Annotated in this window: 23 protein-coding genes; 13 read left to right on the plus strand and 10 right to left on the minus strand. The window is 35.2% G+C overall.

Translation table 11 applies throughout. From position 1 onward, the window contains the following. Positions 1-11 precede the first annotated feature (11 nt). The 3 genes from EDF66_RS22955 (at position 12) to EDF66_RS22965 (ending at position 2,791) form a co-directional block, all read left to right on the plus strand. Positions 12-1,166, plus strand: a complete 1,155-nt coding sequence (locus tag EDF66_RS22955) for a 1-deoxy-D-xylulose-5-phosphate reductoisomerase (RefSeq protein ID WP_132845377.1) — start codon at positions 12-14, stop codon at positions 1,164-1,166. Between the two features lie 24 nt (positions 1,167-1,190). Then, positions 1,191-2,516 (plus strand): RIP metalloprotease RseP, encoded by a 1,326-nt coding sequence (rseP, locus tag EDF66_RS22960; protein WP_132772828.1) that lies wholly within the window; start codon positions 1,191-1,193, stop codon positions 2,514-2,516. A 71-nt stretch (positions 2,517-2,587) separates the two neighbouring features. Further along, the gene (locus tag EDF66_RS22965) at positions 2,588-2,791 is read left to right on the plus strand and encodes a YwbE family protein (RefSeq protein ID WP_021192254.1); all 204 of its coding nucleotides are present in this window, start codon (positions 2,588-2,590) and stop codon (positions 2,789-2,791) included. Between the two features lie 116 nt (positions 2,792-2,907). Here the strand turns inward: EDF66_RS22965 and EDF66_RS22970 are convergent, their stop codons facing one another. Continuing rightward, positions 2,908-3,516 carry a hypothetical protein gene (locus EDF66_RS22970; RefSeq protein WP_132845379.1) on the minus strand — a complete coding sequence of 203 codons (609 nt, stop codon included), beginning with the start codon at positions 3,514-3,516 and terminating at the stop codon, positions 2,908-2,910. Between the two features lie 13 nt (positions 3,517-3,529). Then, positions 3,530-4,345, minus strand: a complete 816-nt coding sequence (gene panB, locus EDF66_RS22975) for a 3-methyl-2-oxobutanoate hydroxymethyltransferase (RefSeq protein ID WP_021192252.1) — start codon at positions 4,343-4,345, stop codon at positions 3,530-3,532. Positions 4,346-4,471: 126 nt separating this feature from the next. Here panB and EDF66_RS22980 point away from each other — a divergent pair, with 126 nt between their 5' ends. The 7 genes from EDF66_RS22980 (at position 4,472) to EDF66_RS23010 (ending at position 12,160) form a co-directional block, all read left to right on the plus strand. Further along, positions 4,472-5,215, plus strand: a complete 744-nt coding sequence (locus EDF66_RS22980; RefSeq protein WP_132845381.1) for an RluA family pseudouridine synthase — start codon at positions 4,472-4,474, stop codon at positions 5,213-5,215. 9 nt (positions 5,216-5,224) lie between these two features. Then, positions 5,225-5,803, plus strand: a complete 579-nt coding sequence (locus EDF66_RS22985) for a TlpA family protein disulfide reductase (protein WP_132772823.1) — start codon at positions 5,225-5,227, stop codon at positions 5,801-5,803. Between the two features lie 16 nt (positions 5,804-5,819). After that, positions 5,820-6,656: an orotidine-5'-phosphate decarboxylase gene (pyrF, locus tag EDF66_RS22990; RefSeq protein WP_132772822.1), complete on the plus strand. Its 837-nt coding sequence runs from the start codon at positions 5,820-5,822 to the stop codon at positions 6,654-6,656. 144 nt (positions 6,657-6,800) lie between these two features. Beyond that, the gene (locus EDF66_RS22995) at positions 6,801-8,054 is read left to right on the plus strand and encodes a tetratricopeptide repeat protein (RefSeq protein WP_132845383.1); all 1,254 of its coding nucleotides are present in this window, start codon (positions 6,801-6,803) and stop codon (positions 8,052-8,054) included. Between the two features lie 137 nt (positions 8,055-8,191). After that, on the plus strand, positions 8,192-9,742 hold the full coding sequence (gene guaA, locus EDF66_RS23000; RefSeq protein ID WP_132772818.1) for a glutamine-hydrolyzing GMP synthase: 1,551 nt from the start codon (positions 8,192-8,194) through the stop codon (positions 9,740-9,742). Next, positions 9,699-10,988, plus strand: a complete 1,290-nt coding sequence (locus EDF66_RS23005; protein ID WP_165902506.1) for an ABC transporter substrate-binding protein — start codon at positions 9,699-9,701, stop codon at positions 10,986-10,988. Before guaA ends, EDF66_RS23005 begins: the two co-directional genes overlap by 44 nt. A 2-nt stretch (positions 10,989-10,990) precedes the next feature. Next, positions 10,991-12,160: an RsmB/NOP family class I SAM-dependent RNA methyltransferase gene (locus EDF66_RS23010; RefSeq protein WP_132845386.1), complete on the plus strand. Its 1,170-nt coding sequence runs from the start codon at positions 10,991-10,993 to the stop codon at positions 12,158-12,160. Positions 12,161-12,245: 85 nt separating this feature from the next. On the opposite strand, the gene EDF66_RS23015 is transcribed toward EDF66_RS23010, so the two are convergent. Continuing rightward, entirely contained in the window at positions 12,246-12,719 is a 474-nt protein-coding gene (locus tag EDF66_RS23015) for a universal stress protein (protein WP_132772813.1), read from the minus strand. Positions 12,720-12,788: 69 nt separating this feature from the next. On the opposite strand from EDF66_RS23015, the gene EDF66_RS23020 reads away from it, so the two are divergent. Beyond that, entirely contained in the window at positions 12,789-13,556 is a 768-nt protein-coding gene (locus tag EDF66_RS23020) for a C40 family peptidase (RefSeq protein WP_132845388.1), read from the plus strand. Positions 13,557-13,613: 57 nt separating this feature from the next. On the opposite strand, the gene EDF66_RS23025 is transcribed toward EDF66_RS23020, so the two are convergent. From EDF66_RS23025 to EDF66_RS23050, 6 genes are all read right to left on the minus strand, one after another. Further along, the gene (locus tag EDF66_RS23025) at positions 13,614-14,243 is read right to left on the minus strand and encodes an outer membrane beta-barrel protein (RefSeq protein ID WP_031289748.1); all 630 of its coding nucleotides are present in this window, start codon (positions 14,241-14,243) and stop codon (positions 13,614-13,616) included. Between the two features lie 308 nt (positions 14,244-14,551). Continuing rightward, positions 14,552-15,709: a molecular chaperone DnaJ gene (dnaJ, locus tag EDF66_RS23030; protein WP_021192239.1), complete on the minus strand. Its 1,158-nt coding sequence runs from the start codon at positions 15,707-15,709 to the stop codon at positions 14,552-14,554. Between the two features lie 10 nt (positions 15,710-15,719). Then, complete coding sequence (locus EDF66_RS23035; RefSeq protein ID WP_021192238.1) at positions 15,720-16,256, minus strand: nucleotide exchange factor GrpE; 537 nt, start codon at positions 16,254-16,256, stop codon at positions 15,720-15,722. Positions 16,257-16,413: 157 nt separating this feature from the next. Further along, the gene (locus tag EDF66_RS23040) at positions 16,414-17,094 is read right to left on the minus strand and encodes a cell division ATP-binding protein FtsE (RefSeq protein ID WP_021192237.1); all 681 of its coding nucleotides are present in this window, start codon (positions 17,092-17,094) and stop codon (positions 16,414-16,416) included. Between the two features lie 4 nt (positions 17,095-17,098). Next, complete coding sequence (locus EDF66_RS26375) at positions 17,099-17,302, minus strand: fructose-6-phosphate aldolase (protein ID WP_132772807.1); 204 nt, start codon at positions 17,300-17,302, stop codon at positions 17,099-17,101. A gap of 60 nt (positions 17,303-17,362) precedes the next feature. Beyond that, the gene (locus EDF66_RS23050) at positions 17,363-18,376 is read right to left on the minus strand and encodes an acyl-CoA reductase (RefSeq protein WP_132845390.1); all 1,014 of its coding nucleotides are present in this window, start codon (positions 18,374-18,376) and stop codon (positions 17,363-17,365) included. Between the two features lie 163 nt (positions 18,377-18,539). Between EDF66_RS23050 and EDF66_RS23055 the strand changes: the two genes are divergently transcribed. Continuing rightward, the gene (locus tag EDF66_RS23055; protein ID WP_021192235.1) at positions 18,540-18,890 is read left to right on the plus strand and encodes a 4Fe-4S dicluster domain-containing protein; all 351 of its coding nucleotides are present in this window, start codon (positions 18,540-18,542) and stop codon (positions 18,888-18,890) included. 173 nt (positions 18,891-19,063) lie between these two features. Then, entirely contained in the window at positions 19,064-20,509 is a 1,446-nt protein-coding gene (locus tag EDF66_RS23060; RefSeq protein ID WP_132845391.1) for a dicarboxylate/amino acid:cation symporter, read from the plus strand. Positions 20,510-20,566: 57 nt separating this feature from the next. Here the strand turns inward: EDF66_RS23060 and EDF66_RS23065 are convergent, their stop codons facing one another. Further along, the gene (locus tag EDF66_RS23065; protein WP_132845393.1) at positions 20,567-20,959 is read right to left on the minus strand and encodes a YchJ family protein; all 393 of its coding nucleotides are present in this window, start codon (positions 20,957-20,959) and stop codon (positions 20,567-20,569) included. Position 20,960 lies beyond the last annotated feature (1 nt).

A 20,960-nucleotide genomic window follows, 5' to 3' on the forward strand; every position in this document is an offset into this window, starting at 1 on the left:
TAATTTTGATTTTGAATAAAAAAGGAATTGCGGTTTTAGGTTCAACGGGTAGTATAGGTACACAAACCTTAGATGTGGTACGCGCCTTTCCTGATCTTTTTCATGTTGTAGTATTGACCTGCGGTTCAAATGCTACTTTGTTAGTAGCGCAGGCATTAGAATTTTTGCCCGACGCTGTTGTTATTATCAATGAAGAACAAGTTGATTTTGTTAAATCAAAATTAGGACATACTCAAATTGCGGTTTACTCAGGTATGCAGGCTTTAGAAGAAGTGGTACAGTTTGAGTCGGTTGATGTTGTTTTGAATGCCATTGTAGGTGCTGCTGGACTCAGACCTACTGTTAAGGCTATTTCCTGCGGTAAGGATATCGCACTAGCTAACAAAGAAACACTGGTTGTTGCGGGTGAATTGGTGATGAGCTTAGCTTCTCAATATCAAGTTAAGATGTTGCCAGTCGACTCGGAACATTCAGCGATTTTCCAATGTTTGGTTGGTGAAGAAGCTAATCCGATTGAAAAAATATATATCACTGCCTCTGGAGGGCCTTTTCGTGGGAAGGACCGTTCGATATTGACTTCCGTAACAAAGGAACATGCTTTGAAACATCCGAATTGGGTAATGGGTGCTAAGATTACGATTGACTCGGCTTCATTAATGAATAAAGGACTTGAAGTAATCGAAGCAAAATGGCTTTTTGATCTGAAAGTAGACCAAGTTGATGTAATTGTACATCCTCAGTCCATTGTACATTCGCTTGTACAGTTTCAAGATGGATCTTTAAAAGCACAACTCGGATTGCCAGATATGAAGTTACCGATACAGTATGCCCTGTCTTATCCAAATCGTTTAAAGAATACTTTTGAACGGTTTAATTTTATGGATTATCCAGAATTAACTTTCGAAAAGCCAGATTTGGAAACTTTTAAAAATTTGGCATTAGCTTATGATTCTTTACGAAAGGGAGGGAATAGTGCCTGTGTACTCAACGCAGCAAATGAAGTCGTTGTGGATGCATTTTTGAAGGATAAGATTAGTTTTTTAGGAATGAGTGATGTGATCGAGACTGTATTGGAAAAAGTAAATTATCTTGCGAGACCAAGTCTAGATGACTATATTGAGTCCGATTATGCTGCAAGGAGAGTTGCGCAAGAAATAATCAATTAAGTAAATAATTATAGAAGAAGATACATGGGTGTTTTAATTATGGTGGCACAAGTCATATTGGGCTTGTCAATTTTGATCGTATTGCATGAGTTGGGCCATTTTTTAGCGGCACGCGCTTTTGGAATTAAAGTAGAAAAATTTTATTTATTTTTTGATGCATGGGGTGTCAAATTATTTAAATTCAAATATAAAGACTGTGAATATGGAATTGGCTGGTTGCCTTTAGGTGGCTATGTTAAAATTGCTGGTATGATTGACGAATCCATGGATACTGAGCAATTGAGTGGAGAGCCTCAAGAATGGGAGTTTCGTTCAAAACCAGCTTGGCAACGTTTGATCGTGATGCTAGGTGGTATTATTGTTAATGTCATTGTTGGTGTTGTTGTATTTTGGATGTTAACATTTAAAATGGGCACTACGGACATCAAGAATGATCAATTGGTGAATGGTATTGTACCCGGGGAAATTGGGAAGTCAATCGGCTTGCAGGCGGGAGACCGTATTTTGGCTATTGATGGCACTAAGATTGAAAACTATTCAGATTTAATTAGCTCTAAACTATTAATGGGAGGAGTAGATCTGACTGTAAATCGTGCTGGTGCTGATACAAAAATTCATGTTCCAGCGGATATTTTAAATACAATTGCGGATAAAAAAGATGAGAAATTTATAGAACCACGGATGAAAATGACCTCTGTTGCAGCTATTCAACCGGGTTCAGAAGCAGTTAAAATGGGTTTTCTTAAAGGCGATAGTATTGTTGCAGTTGACAATACGCCAATTCAGTTTTTTGATCAGTTTAAGGACCAATTGAAAGCAAAAGTCGGAAAACCAGTTGAATTGAAAATTGTACGCGATGGTCAAGAACAATCTTTAAAAGGTGTTGTGCCTTCTGATGCGATTTTGGGTTTTAATGTTAATCCGGATCAAACCATTAAAACATTTACGATTCATTATAGTTTAATGGAGTCTTTGCCAATGGGGGCAAAGAAAGCATTCACGGTTATTACTGATAATGCAAAAGGATTTGGTAAGATATTTAAGGGAGAGATTCGTGCCGATAAAGCTTTATCAGGTCCTGTAGGTATTGCCCAGTTGTTCGGTACTGAAGTGGACTGGGTACGCTTCTGGTCATTAGTAGGTATGTTGTCTATGGCTCTGGCATTCATGAATTTATTACCGATACCGGCATTAGATGGTGGACACGTGGTATTTTTGTTGATCGAAATGATCCAAGGAAAACCATTAAGTGAAAAATTCTTAGAGAAGGCACAGATGGTAGGTTTCTTTATTTTACTTGCTCTAATGGTCTTTATTTTTGGAAATGACATTTTTAAATTATTCAAGTAAGGGATATAAAGTTTATACAAGGGGGTCTTACTTAATTTGTAAGACCCTTTTTATTTTTAGATATTTGTATTATGGATGGAAAAACAAGAGCAACGATTAAACCTGGTATGTTGGTTAACATTATCTTGAAAAAAGATCAGCGATCAGGAGAACTTACTGAAGGTATTGTTAAGGATCTTCTGACATCTGCACCATTTCACCATAGAGGAATCAAGGTTCGGTTGATGGATGGTCAGATCGGTCGAGTTGCAGAGATAATTGAGGATGACTTTTAACCTATTTTAGTTTTATAAAAAAAGCTTCTGACCTAATAGGATAGAAGCTTTTTTTATAAAACATTTTAAGAAATTGCTCTTTCGATCTTCATTATAGACCAGATTTATAACTGGTCTTAGATGATCGGAAATATCTTTTTCTGAATATCTATTTTAAAATTCTTTTGTAGGGAATCAAAAAATAAATGATTGCTTGGATTATTTTGAAAGACTAAATACGGAATCTCTATAATCTCTTTTTGTGTTTTTATTCTAAAGTACCCAAATAATAATCCTTTTGTATTTTGGATTGATTCAATTTGTTGCACTGCCTTAACATCTCGTAACAAATTAAAGTGATAAGGGTCTTTTGTCATAGATTCAATGATTACATCTTCAGTTTGCTTATTATACCAAATTACTTGACTGCTCGTTTTCTTTAAATGATTCTTAAAAAGAAAAAGGTAACCAATCATGTATATTGATATTGGAAATAGGAATAGTAAAATCTTTATCTTGATTATCAGCGCAAGCATAATAATCAATAAAATTGCTCCTATGCCTACATTTTTCATTACCTTTTGAGATGTGTCTGCTATGATAACTTTGGATGTATCTATTTTTTGATAACCATTTTTTACAATAATAGCTGGACTATTGGTTGCGGTAAATGACGCGGACAGCTTTTTACTGATGTAGTACAATAAAAATAAAATAAGTCCAACTATTAATATAACTTTGGTCATGACAGTTTATATGTTAATACTGTTCATTATCATTTGGATAATTAACTGATTTTACATCAGCTACATATTGTCCTACAGCTCCCGTTATTTCTTGATATAATTGTGCATATTGTCTTAAAAACTTAGGTTTAAAGCCTTTAGTCATACCTAACATATCATTGACAACTAGAACTTGTCCGTCACATTGGTTACCAGCGCCTATACCAATAGTCGGTATCGCTAAACTTGCACTTACTTCGGCAGCAAGTGCTGCTGGTATTTTTTCCAACACGATGGCAAAACAACCTGCTTCTTGCAGTGCTAGCGCATCGGCCTTTAATTTTTCAGCTTCATTATCATCTTTAGCACGAACACCAAAATTTCCAAATTTATTAATTGCTTGTGGTGTTAATCCCAGATGTCCACAAACTGGTATTCCCGCATTTATAATTTTCTTAATGTTGTCAATGATTTCTAGACCACCTTCCAATTTAAGGGCGTGTGCTCCCGACTCTTTCATGACACGTACTGCAGATAAATAGGCTTGATCGATGCTTCCCTGATATTCGCCGAAAGGAAGATCCACTACAACCATTGCTCTAGTTGTACCTCTTACAACAGATGCCGCGTGGTAGATCATCTGGTCTAAGGTGATGGGCAGTGTTGTTTCATAGCCTGCAAATACGTTCGCAGCGGAGTCGCCTACTAAAATGATATCGATGCCACCTTCGTCAAGCGCTTTTGCCATGGTGAAATCATAACCTGTTAACATCGCGATTTTTTCATGACGATGTTTCATTTCCTGTACCTGTACTGTAGTGATACGTTTTATTTCTTTATTTACAGACATTACTGATTTGTTTAAATTAACCAAAATTAGAGAAATTCGTTGAATTAAGGTCATTAATTATTGATTTTAAAATGATAGTTTGGTAATTAGCAGATTAAATTGCTTTGATTTTACTATTTTTGCAGGATGAGAGAAAACGAAACTCGCTTATTTAAATTTCCAAAATTTTCCGATCTAATTGTTTTTGAAGATGATAATTTGATTGTTATCAATAAACCCCCTTTCATTGCTTCGTTAGATGAGCGTGAAGGAGGAGAGATCAATATTTTACGATTAGCAAAAAAATATTACGCAGATGCGCAGATTTGTCACCGGTTAGATAAGGAAACTTCTGGATTATTACTGATTGCTAAAAATCCTGAGACCTACCGTTCTGTTTCTATTGAATTTGAAAGACGTCGTGTCAATAAGGTATATCATGCTATCATTGCAGGCACACATACATTTACGGAATTAAAAGTTGAGTTACCCATTTTAAATCAAGGAAGCAAAAATGTGTCAATAGATCGCGCCAAAGGTAAGGCGGCTACTACAATTTTTAATTCAATACGTTATTTTAACCACTATACTTTAGTCGAATGTAAGCCTATTACAGGCCGTATGCATCAAATTCGTATTCACTTAGCCACACAGAAAGCTGCAATTGTGGGGGATGATATGTATCATGGAAAACCGGTATACTTATCACAGATTAAAAAACGTGGGTTTTCTTTGGCTAAAAATGAAGAGGAACTACCAATTATGAAGCGCTTTGCTTTGCACTCCCGGTATGTTGACTTTACAATTGATGGAAAGAAGTTTGAGTTTGAAGCCCCATATCCAAAGGATTTTGCGACTTTGCTTAAACAGTTAGAAAAGTTTGATTCTTAAATGCCGATCATGAATCCGAAAACAAAAAAAATAATTGGCAATTCAGTATTTGTCGTTATCATTCTTTTGCTTTTGTGGCCAACAAGTAGAGCTTATTTTCAACAAGGCTTAATGAAAATTGGTTTATTTAAACCAACATTGGAAGAACCTGAAAAAATAGATTCGCAGATTTCTGTTCAGAATAACATTTCTTTTAAAAATGATAAAGGGGAGATCGTGAATATGAACGATCTAAAGGGTAAAGTTGTATTCATTAATTTTTGGGCCACATGGTGTCCTCCTTGCATTGCAGAAATGCCTTCCATTGCTACGTTATATGAACGATTGAAAGGTAATAGTGAAGTCGTTTTTCTGATTGTAGAAATTGAAGGAGAATCTGAGAAGGCAAATAAATTTATGGCGGGTAAACAATTAAATCTACCCGTTTATTATCCAAATTCACAAATTCCTAAAGAATGGTTAGGTGGTTCTATACCAACGACATTGATTATCAATAAACATGGTGAGATTGCTACTAAACATGAAGGTTTAGCAGATTATTCTCGTCAGGAAGTTTCAGATTTTATAATTGAATTAACAAAAAAATAAGTACAGAATAACCGGTATGACTAGAGCAGAACTTATTCAACAGATTAAGATAAAAAAATCATTTCTTTGTGTTGGTTTAGATACAGATATTACAAAAATACCAGAGCATCTACTGGCAGAGGAGGATCCAATTTATACCTTTAATAAGGCCATTATTGATGCTACATCAGATTTGTGTGTCGCATACAAACCGAATATCGCATTTTATGAGAGTTACGGTATTAAAGGATGGCAGTCTTTGCAAAAAACTTGGGAGGCTTTACCTAAAGATTGTTTGAGTATTGCTGATGCTAAACGTGGTGATATCGGAAATACATCAAAAATGTATGCACAGGCATTTTTTGATGAAAAGCAATCGGGATTAGGTTTTGATTCCATTACGATAGCACCATATATGGGAAATGATTCTGTTACTCCCTTTTTAGATTTTGATGGCAAATGGGCAATTGTACTGGCATTGACATCAAATGCAGGAAGCCTGGATTTTCAAAATTTTAAGAATGAATCAGGTTTGCAGTTATTTGAGCAAGTCATTGATAAAGTGAATACATGGGGAACAATTGAAAACCTGATGTATGTAGTAGGTGCGACCCGTGGTGAAGGTTTTATTAAGATTCGTGAGCATGCTCCTGATCATTTCCTTTTAGTTCCGGGTGTTGGAGCGCAGGGAGGTTCTCTTCAAGATGTCTGTCAATATGGAATGAATAAGGATTGTGGCCTTTTAGTAAACAGCACAAGAGGTATTATCTATGCTTCAAAAGGACATGATTTTGCGGAGAAAGCAAGAGAAGAGGCTTTGAAATTACAACAAGAGATGGAAGCCGAATTAATTAAGGCTGGAATTATTAGTTAATTCTTACATATCGGCATATTGAAAAGCTTCAGATCGAAAGGTCTGAAGCTTTTTTGTTGGAGATTTTATTTTATGTATTTAGATGATTGATCGTGATTATTCATAAAGAAGAAATTGTAAATTTAAAATATAAAATAGATAACAATGAATGTAGTGAGTACTCTACTATTAGCATGTATGCTAGGAACTGGCTGTGTGGTTGATGCACAAGAGATCGAAAATATTGTAGAGGGTGAAGTTTTTACTTCAACGAAGTCTAGTGAAGATATGTATCAGTTAGTCTGGAAACTTTACAAATCTAACAAGCACGAAGAAGCTTTAAAACTTATCGATAAGCTTATCGCTCAAGATAAAACAATAAGTGCTTATTACGAATTGAAATGCTACATCTTAATTGCACTAAAAAGAAACGCAACTATTATTGAGACTGCCACGAAGGGTATCGCATTAGATCCTGATAATCATTCGTTTTACGATATAAGAGGTAATACTTATTATTTTGATTTAAAACCCGAATTGGCAAGATCTGATTATCAAAAGGTACTCCAATTGGAAAAAAATAATGCTCGTTATTATAATAATTATTTGAAGTTACTTAATGAAATGCGCAAGGATGATGAATTGATAAATGTATTTAAGCTTTTCGAGAATAGCATGGTAAGTGGAGAAGATATCAAGGAACCTCGATTTATAGCTGATGTTTACTTTTATGGAGCCTTGGCCTATCAACGTCAAAAAGATAATTTAAGAGCTGTTGACCTTCTTGGGAACGCAATTAAAAAATCTCCAGAAGCAGCGATGTATTACAATAATAGAGGTTTGATATTTCAAGATCTAAATAAACTGGAAGCTGCAAAGAAGGATTTGGATAAAGCTATTGAATTGGATCGTGATAATCCTGTTTATTATGAAAATAGATATGCTATCTTTTTTGATTTAAAGAAATATCAAGAGGCGCAAAATGACCTATTAAAAGTAATTAGTCTGGGAAATTCTGATCTAGATATCTATGCTGCATTGGCACTGACCTATGATGTTCTTAATAATTATCCAAAAGCTGCTGAATATTATGATTTGGTTTTACGTAAAAATCCAAATCAAACAATGATTCTAAGTAACTATGCTTATGCTTTATTTGAATTGAATCAAATATCTAAAGCTATTGAAATGTTTGAACGGGCGCTTGTTACTGATCCTGCAGAGGTTGATATTTTGGTAGGTCTAGCAGTCTTATATCATGTTGATGGGAAAGAAAATAAGTCTAAAGATTTATTTCAGGACATTAAAATCAAGACAAAATATGAGGCAAAAAAACAGCTACTCGAAACTTTGGAAAAGGAAGATTATAGATTTTCTTCAAAATTTAAAGCGGCATGGGAAAACTGTTTTAGTGATTAATGTTATTTAAGCCTGATCAAAAGCTGTTATTTTTTTGCAATAAAAATAGGGTGTGTTTTATACAGAATGAGTATTTTGAGAAGATTTAAGTCAAATTTCCTTTCTATAAATTCATATCAAATGCGTAACTTTGCGCCATGCCAGAAAAAATTATAATTCTTGACTTTGGTTCGCAATACACGCAATTAATCGCGCGTCGTGTAAGAGAACTTAATGTGTATTGTGAAATTCACCCATTTAACAAATTACCTGAATTTGACGAGACTGTAAAGGGAGTAATCCTTTCGGGAAGTCCATATTCAGTAAGACAAGAGGAAGCTCCTCAAATTGATTTTAAATCAATTCAAGAGCGTTTTCCTTTATTAGGTGTTTGTTATGGTGCACAATATATCGCTCAAAAATCAGGAGGTGAAGTATTACCTTCGGAAATCCGTGAATATGGACGTGCTAATTTGCAATTTGTGAATGCTGAGAATGAATTATTAGCGGGTGTACCGGTTCAGTCTCAAGTATGGATGTCTCATGGTGATACTATTAAAGAAGTTCCTTCAAACTTTGAAATTATCGCAAGTACAGATAAAGTACGTGTAGCAGCTTATCACATTATCGGTACAAGAACTTTTGGTATTCAATTTCATCCAGAGGTGACCCACAGTACAGATGGTGTAGTTTTATTGAAAAACTTTGTTGTGGAGATCTGTGGATGTGCTCAAGAGTGGACTCCAGATGCTTTTGCTGAAACAAGTGTTGCTTCTCTGAAAGCGGAATTAGGTGACGATCACGTAATTTTGGCATTATCAGGAGGAGTTGATTCTACTGTTGCAGCTGTTTTATTACATCAAGCCATTGGCAAAAATTTGCATTGTATTTTTGTTGATCATGGTTTGTTACGTAAAGGTGAATTTGAACAGGTTTTGGATTCATATAAAAACATGGGACTTAACATTAAAGGTATAAACGCAAAAGAATTATTTTTTGGTCGTTTAGCTGGTGTTTCTGATCCTGAACAAAAACGTAAAATTATCGGTAATTCTTTTATCGATGTATTCGATGAGGCAGCAAAAGAAATTCAAAAGGAATTGCCTGAAGGTATTGAGGCAAAATGGTTAGGTCAAGGTACTATTTATCCAGATATCATTGAATCGGTATCGGTTAAGGGGCCTTCTGCGACTATTAAATCGCATCATAATGTTGGCGGTTTACCTGACTACATGAAGCTGAAAGTAGTAGAGCCTCTGAAGACTTTATTTAAAGACGAAGTAAGACGTGTTGGTAAAACATTGGGTGTTGATCCAGCTATTTTAGGCAGACATCCTTTTCCTGGTCCAGGGTTAGCTATTCGTATCTTAGGAGATATCACTGAAGATCGTGTACGTATTGTACAAGAAGCTGATGATATTTACATCCGTAATTTGAAAGAAGCAGGATGGTATGATAAGGTTTGGCAAGCTGGCACGATTTTTCTTCCTGTTCGTTCTGTAGGAGTGATGGGCGATGAGCGTACATATGAGCATGTTGTTAGTTTACGTGCTGTAGGTTCATTGGACGGCATGACTGCAGATTGGATTCACTTACCTTATGATTTGTTGGCAAAGATTTCAAATGAAATTATCAACCACGTCAAAGGCATTAATAGAGTTGTATATGATATCAGTTCAAAACCACCAGCGACGATTGAGTGGGAATAAAATTGCTCTTGCAGTAGCATTGGCTTTAAGTCTTGCAAGCTGTACGACAAAAAAAACAGGCGTACTTCGCTCACCTTCTAGTAAAGGTGAGCAGGGTACTGTTTCTAATAATAGCGGTAAAACTGCTGCTGAACAGGCTGAAGAAGCCAGAAAACTCGAAGCTGCTAAAGCGAGTGAAAGCCTTAAAAATCAAAAATCAATTGCTCTTCTCTTACCTTTTCAATTAAACCGTATCGCAGGTATGCGTCCCACGGCTGAAGACGTTAAAAGATCGGCTTTAGCGTTGGATTTTTATCAAGGGTTTCAACTTGGCTTGGAAGAATTGGGTGAAAAAGGAAGTAAATTTAGTTTAAAGGTTATAGATTCTGAAGATGATAATTTTAGAAACACATCTTTAGCTGCTTCAGCGTCTATAAAAAATGCCAATTTAATTGTAGGACCTGTTTATCCAAAAGAGATTAGAGCATTTTCACAAGCCTTTAAAGAAAAAAATATTTTACAAATTTCACCTTTAGCGGCAACTTTGGCTTCCGAGTTTGCGATTCCCAATTTAGTGTCTTTAACACCTTCTATTCGTGCTCACTCTGAAATTATGGCGAAGCATGTAGCAAAGCAATATGCTTATGGCGACGTTGTTTTGGTTTACAATATACAAGATGGCGATAGTAAACAGTTTTTGGATAACTTTGCATCAGAGGCATTGGGTTATAATAAAAGTCTGCAAATAAAAGTTGTGACTTCTATAGCTGAATTAAACGAAAACTTAGTTGTTGCTGGGACTAATCATATTGTCTGTGGTACTACAAATAGAAATCAGATTAGAGCATTATTAGCAAATATGGACGTGCAAAGCAGTGAGTCGGGTTATGCTTTTAAGTTGTATGGTCACCCAAATTGGGCAAAATTATCTTTTGAAGATTACACGAATATTGATCGTTATGAGTTGACCGTGACGACATCAACATTAGTGGATGAAAATGCTGAGCGAACAAGACGATTTAATCAAAAGTATAAGAATAAGTTTCAGGTAATTCCGTCAGATTTTTCTTATAAAGGTTACGATGCCGCTATTTATTTTGGGGGCTTAATTGCTAAGTATGGCGATGACTACGCGCAACACTTGGTTAAGGAAACCTATTCTGGAATAAATAGTGATTTTAGTTTTGATTACTTTCCTGAGTGGGGATATGTAAATAGAGGGGTTCGATTTATGGTGTATCGTAATAATAGTTTTGATAGGAAGTAAAGATGAGTGATTTTAGTGAAAAAAGAGTACAGCAGCAAATTCGTAATTTTGAAAGAGCAATGGATGGTTATGAAGGGAATGAGCCGTTTGCTCGTTATCTAACTTCATTTTTTAAAATTAATAAGCAAATGGGATCAAAGGACAGAAAATGGACTTCCCGGTTGTGTTATAATTATTTTCGATTGGGTAAGGGGGCAACGCAGCTTTCTCAACAAAAAAGATTAATCATTGCGGAGTACTTATGTGAAACAGAAAGTCCATTTGTCGCTTTATTTGAACCTGATTGGAATTTAAGCCTATCATTGGAAGAAAAAATAGCTTTTTTAAAAAAACTAGAATTATTGGAGCTTGATACCATTTTTCCTTTTAAAAATTACCTTTCATCTGCGATAGATCAGGTTGATTTTATACAAAATCAATTCTTGCAACCTGACTTATTTATTCGGATTAGAAAAGGTAAGGAAAAGTTTGTGAAAGCTATTTTTGAAGCGGAACAGATCGGCTATAAATTTATAACGGAACAAACTGTTGCTTTAGCAAATGGAACTTCACTACAGCGGTTTAAGGATCTCGATGGTGTAATCGAAGTGCAAGATCTTTCTTCTCAGCGGACCCTTGAATTTATGGATGCTTTGCCGAAAGAAAATTGGTGGGATGCCTGTGCCGCTTCTGGTGGTAAGGCTTTATTGTTCCTAGATAAACATCCGACTACTAATTTATTGGTTTCAGATGTTCGTATGAGCATTCTGCGTAATTTAGATGAACGTTTTGAAAGGGCTGGTATAAAAGCTTATCGAAAAAAAATAGTTGATTTAACGAAAGATACTACCCCTATTTTGGGAGTTGAGCTTTTTGATGGAGTTATTTTAGATGCTCCATGCACCGGCTCTGGAACTTGGGGTCGTAGCCCTGAAAATATGAGTTATTTTAATGCAAAGAAGATCGATGAGTTTGCCACATTGCAAAAAGAAATTGCTAAAAATGTTTCATTGCATTTGAAAGTGGGTAAACCTTTGGTATACATCACTTGTTCTGTTTTTGAGAAAGAAAATGAGGAGGTGATTGCTTATATTCAAAAAGAACTGGGGTATAGTCTCCATTCTTATAAAGTATTAAAAGGATATTATGAAAAGGCGGATAGTATGTTTGTTGCCCGTTTAATCAAACTTTAATAAAATAAGAAATTTATAATTATAAAAGCCATTTGCATATCGCAAATGGCTTTTATAATTATAGAACTATTAGATTTGAATTAGTTTATTCACATTTACCCGGTACAACGAGCACAGGACATGTTGCTTTTCTAATTACAGCTTCAGAAACGGAGCCCGAGATAAAATGATCAAACCCTGTTCTACCATTTGATCCCATTACGATGAGATCAGCTGACCACTCATGAGAAGTGGCTAGTATTTCTTCTTTTACCGAGCCTATTCTATTGAATAAGAAAACTTCATTAGCGCCTTCGAACTCTTGTCCTAGTTCTTCTAAGTATTTTTGAGCATTCTGCTGTTCTATTTCCGATACTTCGGGTATGATGATTGGTTGTTGACCTAACAGCGGATCTGCACCATAGCTGGCAGGAGAAGTGGGAGAGGTAACCGTCACTAAAGCTACTGAAGCTTCAAATTTTTTAACCATTTCTTTAGCATAGGAAATCGCTTTATGTGAACATGGTTCATCGTCCACAGCAACTAATATTCTCGTTATTTTTACAACATTGGTATCCATGGTTCTGATATTAAAGTTTATATTCGTACATATTAATAACTTGAATATACGGTTTTTTGTTTTAGAAATATGGAATTTGGAATATGTAATTTAACAATTGTACCATTGCGGGCGGAGGAATCACATCGGAGTGAAATGATTTCTCAATTGCTGTTTGGAGAAGCTTTCGAAATACTGACGAAATCAAAGGACTGGACAAAAGTTCGTACTGAAATGGACTCTTATGTTGGTTGGATACAGAATGGGCAATTTTTAGCAATAACAGATGATCAGTATGAGGAGTACCAGTCGTTAAGTAAGGTAAAGATCGGTTTTGATGGGGGGCATCTTATCAATAATGATCTTTGTATACAGCTTTTACATGGAACTATTGTACGAAGGGATTTTCCTTATATTGGAGTAGATCATTTAGTAGAGCTTAATGCAATTGAACTGCATTTTGAGCAAGAAGACTTCATCGAGCAGGTTGCAATACTCGCAAAGCAATACTGGGATGTACCCTATCTTTGGGGAGGGCGATCTAAATTTGGAATTGATTGCTCCGGTTTCTCACAATTGATTTATCAATCCTTTGGTATTTCCTTACCAAGGGATGCTTATCAACAGGTTGAATTAGGGCAGACAGTTGACTTTTTGTCAGAGATTCAAGTTGGTGATCTTGCTTTTTTTGATAATGAAGAAGGTAGGATAAATCATGTTGGTATTATGCTGGACTCTGAAACCATTATTCACGCTTCTTCCCGTGTTCGAATAGATAGGATGGATCAAGAGGGAATATTTAATAGGGATTGGAATAAATACACGCATAAGCTGCGTATCATCAAGCGCTATGTTTAAAAAAGAAAGGTCCGTCTATATTGAGACGGACCTTTCTTTCTTTATTTTCAAATATGATTAGAATTTGAAAGTTAAACCAAATTTAGCTGTATCAAAAAAGTTGTTAAAACTGTTGATGTTAGCATTGAATTCGTTTGAAGATTTACCGCCATCTTCTTTAGCTGTACCAAAAGATAATAAGTCTGTTAAACCAAAGTTGATCGCGATGTTTTCAGTAACGAAGTAATTCATCCCTAAACCAGCGCCAGCACCAAATCCTTTAACTTTAGGAATGTCTGTAGTTGTTGTACCGTTGTTAACTTCTCCAGTTCTTTGTTGATAACCAGCTGCCAATTGCGCATAAGTTTTAAAACGTGATCCTAAATCTAAAAAGTAGTAACGACCATAAGCACCAACTCCAAAGTTGCTTGATTTATTGTAAGTATCGTTAGTACCAGAATAGTCTGTTGCTTTTAAATTTCCAAAGTTGAAATCTAAACCAACTGCAACTTTATCAGATACGAAATAACCTACAGAAGGATTGAAGTTGAATGAGTTTTCTTTCTTTTCAGCTGTTTTATTATTTTTTGTATTTGCTGAGAAATTACCTTCTACAATAAAGTCAGTTTTTTTGAAACCAAATTCTTGTGCTTGAGATGCAAAAGTTAGACCAGCTACTGCTGTTAGAGTAAGTAATAATTTTTTCATTTTTTTTAAAGTTTGTTTTTACAATATCCATAGTCAAACCTTTTGACTATTTGATTGATATTATCAATATAGATACCAAATTGATTTTTCAATGTCATAGAAATGTATTGATAAATTGTGTTAATCGTAATTAAAACGTTTTCAGAGGTTTAAAAATTGACATTATGAAAAAATAATTTATCATATATTTTGATATTTATATTGATTTAACTTTTTATGATAAAATGTCAGTTTTTATTATGACACAAAAAAAGACCATATGTCAGTGCTGACATATGGTCCTATAATTATTTTATTATTTAATATTTCTAGTCGAAATATTCTTTGATCCGTTCAAAAAATGATTTTTCAGATTTACCAGGTTGTGGCTTGAAATTCGGTGATTCTTTCAATTTCTGTAAAATCTCTTTTTCGTCAGATGAGACCGCTTTAGGCGTCCAGATATTCACGTAAATCAATTGATCACCTTTGTGGTAAGAATTGACTTCAGGAATACCTTTTCCTTTTAGTCTTAATATCTTGCCAGCCTGGGTTCCTGGTTCAATTTTAATTTTTGCTTTACCATCAATCGTTGGAACTTCAACGCTTGTTCCTAATGTAGCATCTACAAAATTAATATATAGGTCATAAATAATATTTAGACCATCTCTTTTTAATGCTTCATGAGGAATTTCTTCAATGAGGATAATAAGATCGCCGGCAACACCTCCGCGAGGAGCTGCGTTCCCTTTTCCACTCATTGAAAGCTGCATACCTTCACTTACACCAGCCGGAATGTTGATCGCAATTGTTTCTTCACCTCTTTCTAATCCTTCACCTCTACATGTAGTACACTTTGCGGTAATTTCTACCCCTTCACCATTACAAGTAGGACAAGTGCTTGTCGTTTGCATCTGGCCTAAGATTGTATTGGTTACGCGGCGAACAGATCCTGAGCCGCCACAAGTATTACAAGTGTGGAAAGATGATTTATCTTTTGCACCACTACCATCGCAGGTATGACAGTTTACTTGTTTATTTACTTTTACTTTTTTCTCAACACCTTTAGCAATTTCTTCGAGTGTTAATTTTACTTTAATGCGAAGATTTGTTCCTTTAGCAACACGACGGCCTCCTCTTGAGCCTCCGCCACCGCCACCGAAGAAACTTTCGAAAGGATGACCACCTCCACCAAATATATCTCCAAATTGGCTAAATATGTCATCCATATTCATGCCACCACCATAACCGCCTCCGGAAGCAGAGCTACCCGCATGACCAAATTGATCATAGCGTTGTTTTTTCTGAGGATTGCTTAATACATCATATGCTTCAGCAGCCTCTTTAAATTTTTCTTCAGCTTCATGATCACCAGGGTTTTTATCCGGGTGATACTTTACGGCAAGTTTACGGTAGGCAGATTTAATTTCTTTTTCATCTGCACCACGAGCTACACCTAATATATCGTAATAATCTCTTTTTGACATCTTTTTTATCTTATTGACCTATAATTACCTTAGCATGACGGATTACTTTATCATTTAAATAGTAACCTTTTTCAATAACATCAATAACTTTATTTTTCAAATCTGGAGTAGGAGCTGGAATAGCCGTTATTGCTTCTTGTAAATCAGCATCAAACTCTTTACCTACTACATCCATTTCTTTTAAACCTTGGTGTTCTAAAGTTTGTCTGAATTTATTATTGACGATCTCTATACCAGTTTTTATTGATTCAACATCTGTTGCTGTTTCCATTGCTTTTAAAGCTCTGTCAAAATCATCCACTGTTGATAATAGTTTTGTGATCACATCTTTTCCAGCAGATTGAATTAATTCAACACGTTCTTTACTTGTACGTTTTCTATAATTATCAAATTCTGCTGATAAACGTACATATTTATCTTTTGCCTCTGCTACTTCAGCACTTAATTTCTCTTCAACAGAAAGTTCAATCGTCTCTTCTTGATTTTCCGTTGTATTATCCTCAATAGGATCTTGAATCGTCTCGTTATTATTCTCTTGTTCGCTCATTTCTTCTAAATTCTATGTGGGAAACTAATGTTCTTTCTCTAAAATCTAATTACAGTCAAAGTTGTTGCCAAAATGAAAAAATCCGACAGCTTGTCAGTAACCGGGAGAATGGACTAACAAAATGTCGGATGATCAGGATTTCTGTCAGTATTGACAGTTATATTTCTACTTGATCTAGCAATACCCCATCAGCGGTTTTGATGATGCGTGCAGGCATATTACGGATAATTTGGTAATCATGAGTTGCCATTAAAACTGCTGTTCCAGAAGAAGCGATATCCCGTAAAAGCAATACAATTTCTTCAGAAGTAGCAGGGTCAAGGTTTCCTGTTGGCTCATCGGCCAATATAATTTCCGGATTATTAAGGAGCGCTCGCGCAATAACAATACGTTGCTGTTCTCCTCCTGAAAGTTCATGAGGCATTTTTTTTAATTTCGAGCGAAGTCCTACTTTTTCAAGCACATCGAGCATTCTATGTTCAATTTGCGTTTTATCTTTCCAGCCGGTGGCTCTAAGTGCAAATTCTAAATTTTTCTCTACAGAGCGATCTGATAATAAATGAAAATCTTGGAAAACGATTCCTAACTTACGTCTCAGGTAGGGGACATCATTTTCATGCAGTTTTTTTAAATCAAAACCTGCAATTAGTCCTTCTCCGTTACCAATATATAAATCGCCATAGATTATTTTTAGCAAACTACTTTTTCCACTTCCTGATTGACCAATGAGGTAAAGAAATTCGCCTTTATTGATATTCAAATTCACATTCGATAAGACCAAATGTTTTTGTTGGTAGATATCGACGCTTTTTAATGTGATTACTGTATTTCCAGACATTGAACTATAATTCTAATTTTTTTATTTGTCCAAATGGCAATTCCTTTACCATTTGCATAATGTACGCTGACTTGTCTCCGAGACCAATTTTGTCCAAAGATTTGTCGGGGCGATCAACCCTAAAATATGCTAAAAGAGTGAATGAATCATCTCTTAATTGAACATAGTCAGGGATTTTGGCAACTCCTTTTACTTTGATTATATACATCTATTTACAAAGTTAGTACTTTTTATTTCAAAAAATCCTTCCACGAATATAAGGCTATGCTTACTGGTTTGCAAATAAAAATTCTAGTGTATTGACACCATCAGCATAATCATCTAAAGCAGGATTTTGTCCGGCACCGAATTTAAAAGCTGGTGTTTTGATCGTTAAAGGTGCTTCTGATGTAACGCATTGTAAGCTGTCTGATAATGTATTTAAGTGCTGGGAAAGATTGTCTAAGTTATCATACTCTTCAAAATAAACCACAGCTAAGGGTGATGCTATTTTGTCATCTTGTTTTAATAATAAAAACCCATTATCATAATGCTTGTCACCATTTATTAAATAAATGGATTTGTTATAATCGTAATTATTATTGTATTTATAATGCGTGTTCACATCTTTAAAAGATTCAATTCCTTCATAGAAATGACTTATATCATAATTTTTTGGGATAAATATTTTAGATACAGAACGACATCCCAGACCGTAATAATCAAAGATATCATGGCCTAAAGCTTTTAGTTGCTCGTGCGATTCTTCACCTGTAATGATGGCAATGCTGTTTCTGTTTTTTCTAATAATATTTGGTTTTTTTCCAAAGTAATGTTCAAAGTACCGCGAAGAATTGTCGGAACCTGTTGCAATCACTAAATCAAAATCAGTTAATCTATCTACTAGTTGCACGCGATCTTTAAATCTTGGTTCAACTTCTATCAATTTCTGAATCACGTAAGTTGTTAGAAGAGCATCGTCTGAAGAAACCTTAATCTGTGCTTTAAAACCAGCGACCAATACGCATAATATATCATGAAGACCTACAAGAGGTATATTGCCCGCTAAGACTAAACCTACAATTTTGTCACTTTCAATATCAGGATATGGCGATAGCCAATTTTCTAATAGCTCAAGGTTTAAATTTGCTTTCCAAGAAGTAAAGGCTTTATTAACGTGTTCTGCGGTATACCATGCATTTTTATGATGAGCAGTTGTAACTAAATGTTGTAGCTCTGCATTATCATTAATGAATAAGTTCGCAAGTTTTGCAAAACCTTCTAATCGTTGTTTCTTTGTCAAAATGTAAAAATTAATAAACGTGTATACACAAATTTGTATTATATTTGTGTTATTAATACAATCAGCGAAACCAAGTTACTCTTAGTATTTAAACGTGTAAAATGATTTGATTGTATAAATGATAGTACAAAAATAGTTTTTTATCATAATTTTGAGGTTATAAATGGCGATTAAAATTACAGACGAGTGTATTAACTGTGGTGCTTGTGAACCGGAGTGCCCAAATAATGCAATATATGACGCTGGAGTGAGTTGGAAATTCTCAGATGGGACGGCATTAGATGGAGTTATTGATTTTGGCGATGGAGTAACGTTAGATGCTGACGATTCTCAAGCTGCTGTATCAGATGAAGTATATTACATTGTTTCGGACAAGTGTACAGAGTGTGTTGGTTTTCATGATGAACCACAATGTGCAGCTGTTTGTCCAGTAGACTGCTGTGTAGATGACGAAGAGGTTCGTGAATCTGAAGAGGAGCTATTAGCAAAGAAAGCCTGGTTACACGCTGAATAAAAGCATCGCTTTTAAAATAAAATTTTGAAAAAGGTAGAATATGTACATATTCTACCTTTTTTTATGTCTTCAAGTATCCAATAAATTTGCTATTATTATAATCTGCCATATTAATATTTGTGAAAGCCTAGTATTTTTTTATTTTTGTACTTTACCTTATAAAAAGTTTGCCGATGTATAAATCAAAAATGGGGCTAATTACCCTTGTTTCGGTGACAATTGCTGCACTTATTGCGATATGTTACGAATTTAGTTGGGTCAATTTTTCTCCATCATTTTTAATGGCAGTAAGATGGATTGTTGCTACTGTGTTGATTGTTAATGCTCTTGTTCGGAAGAATCTAACAACTTGGATTTTGACCTGTATGATCTTGGGTATTTTTGTGGGTTTAGATTTTCCAAATATTGCCATATCATTGCAACCGCTAAGTAAAGGTTTCATTAAGTTGGTGAAGACGATCGTAGGACCGATCTTGTTTGCAACGTTAGTTTATGGTATTGCTGGTCATTCTGATTTGAAACAGGTTGGTCGTATGGCCTGGAAGTCTATGCTGTATTTCTTTTGTGCTACGACTTGCGCTATTTTTATTGGCCTTGGGGCTATAAATCTGACTAAAGCTGGGGTTGGTGTTGATGTTGCACATATGCCTCATGAAGAACTGCCAAAAACGCAAATAAGTAATGACGCACAGATTTTAGAAACTTTACCAGATCATGTTCACCCTGTCTATAAGTTTACGGCATTTTTTAGAGATCTTTTTCCTGAAAATATTGTAAAAGCAGTGTATGACAATCAAGTTTTACAGATCGTGGTGTTTTCAGTTCTTTTTGGTATTGGATTAGCAATGGTTGATGAAAAGAAAAGAAAACCATTGGTTGATTTTACGGAAAGCCTTTCAGAAACAATGTTTAAGTTTACGAACTTAATCATGTATTTTGCTCCAATCGGAGTTGGTGCCGCAATGGCTTTTACAGTTGGTCATTTGGGGGTAGATATTCTGAAAAATCTATTTATGTTGTTAGCAACTTTGTATTTAGCATTATTAGGTTTCTTAACTTTTGTATTGTTGCCTGTTGCACTTTATCTGAAAATCCCTGTATTAAAGTTTATTAATGCGATTAAAGAACCTGTTTCTATTGCATTTGCGACTACAAGTTCAGATGCAGCTTTGCCCAAGGCTATGTCTGCTATGGAAAAATTTGGAGTACCTCGTAAGATTGTGTCTTTTGTTATTCCTACGGGATATAGTTTCAATTTGGACGGAACGTCATTGTATCTATCTTTGGCAGCAATATTTGTTGCTCAGGCGGCTGGAATACATTTGACTTTTGGAGAGCAGTTAATGATCGCATTTACATTAATGATTACTTCTAAAGGGGTTGCCGCAGTTCCCAGAGCATCATTAATTATATTAATTGCTACTGCTGATCAATTTGGTTTACCAACATTTGTGATTGCGGCTATATTAGGAATTGACGAGTTGATGGATATGGCCAGAACTTCGGTCAATGTGATCGGAAATTGTTTAGCTACAGTTGTTGTTGCTAAATGGGAGGGGGAGTTTGACGAAGAGGCCCCATACAGAGATGATCATGGCCAACCGGAATTAGAGGGATAGTATTATGTCTTTTAAAAGCCAGAAAAGGGATCTTATAACAAATATAAGATCCCTTTTTTATGAAATAAACTTACCATCGACATAATACCAGATTCCATCCACTTGTTTGAAAGTGGATCTTTCATGATGAATCTGTAAATTTAACTCCGAATCCAAGTAATGTGCCTCAAATTCGACCATATTGGAATTACTAAATAAAATGCGGAGCTGCATCCATTTTGATTCCTTTGCCCATCTTGCAATTTCTATTTTGTTTTGCAACTTGCGTGTTTCAGAATGAAAGCTTGTATATAAAAAATCAATATCTTGAACAACAAATGCGCTATATCTTGCACGCATTAATTGTTCTGCAGTTTTAGCTTCTTTTTGGTCTAAATGAATTTTTTTGCAACAATTTTCGTAAGGAAGTGAATTGCCGCAATGGCAAAATGTATTTTGTTTTGTCACCATA

Origin of the sequence: Sphingobacterium sp. JUb20 (assembly GCF_004342035.1) — a bacterium.
Lineage (GTDB): Bacteria > Bacteroidota > Bacteroidia > Sphingobacteriales > Sphingobacteriaceae > Sphingobacterium > Sphingobacterium anhuiense.

What these genes read in the sequence shown, in the direction of transcription:
- rseP (WP_132772828.1), top strand. Translation starts at nt 1,191, where the DNA reads ATGGGTGTTTTAATTATGGTGGCACAAGTCATATTGGGCTTGTCAATT.
- EDF66_RS22965 (WP_021192254.1), top strand. Translation starts at nt 2,588, where the DNA reads ATGGATGGAAAAACAAGAGCAACGATTAAACCTGGTATGTTGGTTAAC.
- EDF66_RS22970 (WP_132845379.1), bottom strand. Translation starts at nt 3,516, where the DNA reads ATGACCAAAGTTATATTAATAGTTGGACTTATTTTATTTTTATTGTAC.
- panB (WP_021192252.1), bottom strand. Translation starts at nt 4,345, where the DNA reads ATGTCTGTAAATAAAGAAATAAAACGTATCACTACAGTACAGGTACAG.
- EDF66_RS22980 (WP_132845381.1), top strand. Translation starts at nt 4,472, where the DNA reads ATGAGAGAAAACGAAACTCGCTTATTTAAATTTCCAAAATTTTCCGAT.
- EDF66_RS22985 (WP_132772823.1), top strand. Translation starts at nt 5,225, where the DNA reads ATGAATCCGAAAACAAAAAAAATAATTGGCAATTCAGTATTTGTCGTT.
- pyrF (WP_132772822.1), top strand. Translation starts at nt 5,820, where the DNA reads ATGACTAGAGCAGAACTTATTCAACAGATTAAGATAAAAAAATCATTT.
- EDF66_RS22995 (WP_132845383.1), top strand. Translation starts at nt 6,801, where the DNA reads ATGAATGTAGTGAGTACTCTACTATTAGCATGTATGCTAGGAACTGGC.
- guaA (WP_132772818.1), top strand. Translation starts at nt 8,192, where the DNA reads ATGCCAGAAAAAATTATAATTCTTGACTTTGGTTCGCAATACACGCAA.
- EDF66_RS23005 (WP_165902506.1), top strand. Translation starts at nt 9,699, where the DNA reads ATGATATCAGTTCAAAACCACCAGCGACGATTGAGTGGGAATAAAATT.
- EDF66_RS23010 (WP_132845386.1), top strand. Translation starts at nt 10,991, where the DNA reads ATGAGTGATTTTAGTGAAAAAAGAGTACAGCAGCAAATTCGTAATTTT.
- EDF66_RS23015 (WP_132772813.1), bottom strand. Translation starts at nt 12,719, where the DNA reads ATGGATACCAATGTTGTAAAAATAACGAGAATATTAGTTGCTGTGGAC.
- EDF66_RS23020 (WP_132845388.1), top strand. Translation starts at nt 12,789, where the DNA reads ATGGAATTTGGAATATGTAATTTAACAATTGTACCATTGCGGGCGGAG.
- EDF66_RS23025 (WP_031289748.1), bottom strand. Translation starts at nt 14,243, where the DNA reads ATGAAAAAATTATTACTTACTCTAACAGCAGTAGCTGGTCTAACTTTT.
- dnaJ (WP_021192239.1), bottom strand. Translation starts at nt 15,709, where the DNA reads ATGTCAAAAAGAGATTATTACGATATATTAGGTGTAGCTCGTGGTGCA.
- EDF66_RS23035 (WP_021192238.1), bottom strand. Translation starts at nt 16,256, where the DNA reads ATGAGCGAACAAGAGAATAATAACGAGACGATTCAAGATCCTATTGAG.
- EDF66_RS23040 (WP_021192237.1), bottom strand. Translation starts at nt 17,094, where the DNA reads ATGTCTGGAAATACAGTAATCACATTAAAAAGCGTCGATATCTACCAA.
- EDF66_RS26375 (WP_132772807.1), bottom strand. Translation starts at nt 17,302, where the DNA reads ATGTATATAATCAAAGTAAAAGGAGTTGCCAAAATCCCTGACTATGTT.
- EDF66_RS23055 (WP_021192235.1), top strand. Translation starts at nt 18,540, where the DNA reads ATGGCGATTAAAATTACAGACGAGTGTATTAACTGTGGTGCTTGTGAA.
- EDF66_RS23060 (WP_132845391.1), top strand. Translation starts at nt 19,064, where the DNA reads ATGTATAAATCAAAAATGGGGCTAATTACCCTTGTTTCGGTGACAATT.
- EDF66_RS23065 (WP_132845393.1), bottom strand. Translation starts at nt 20,959, where the DNA reads ATGGTGACAAAACAAAATACATTTTGCCATTGCGGCAATTCACTTCCT.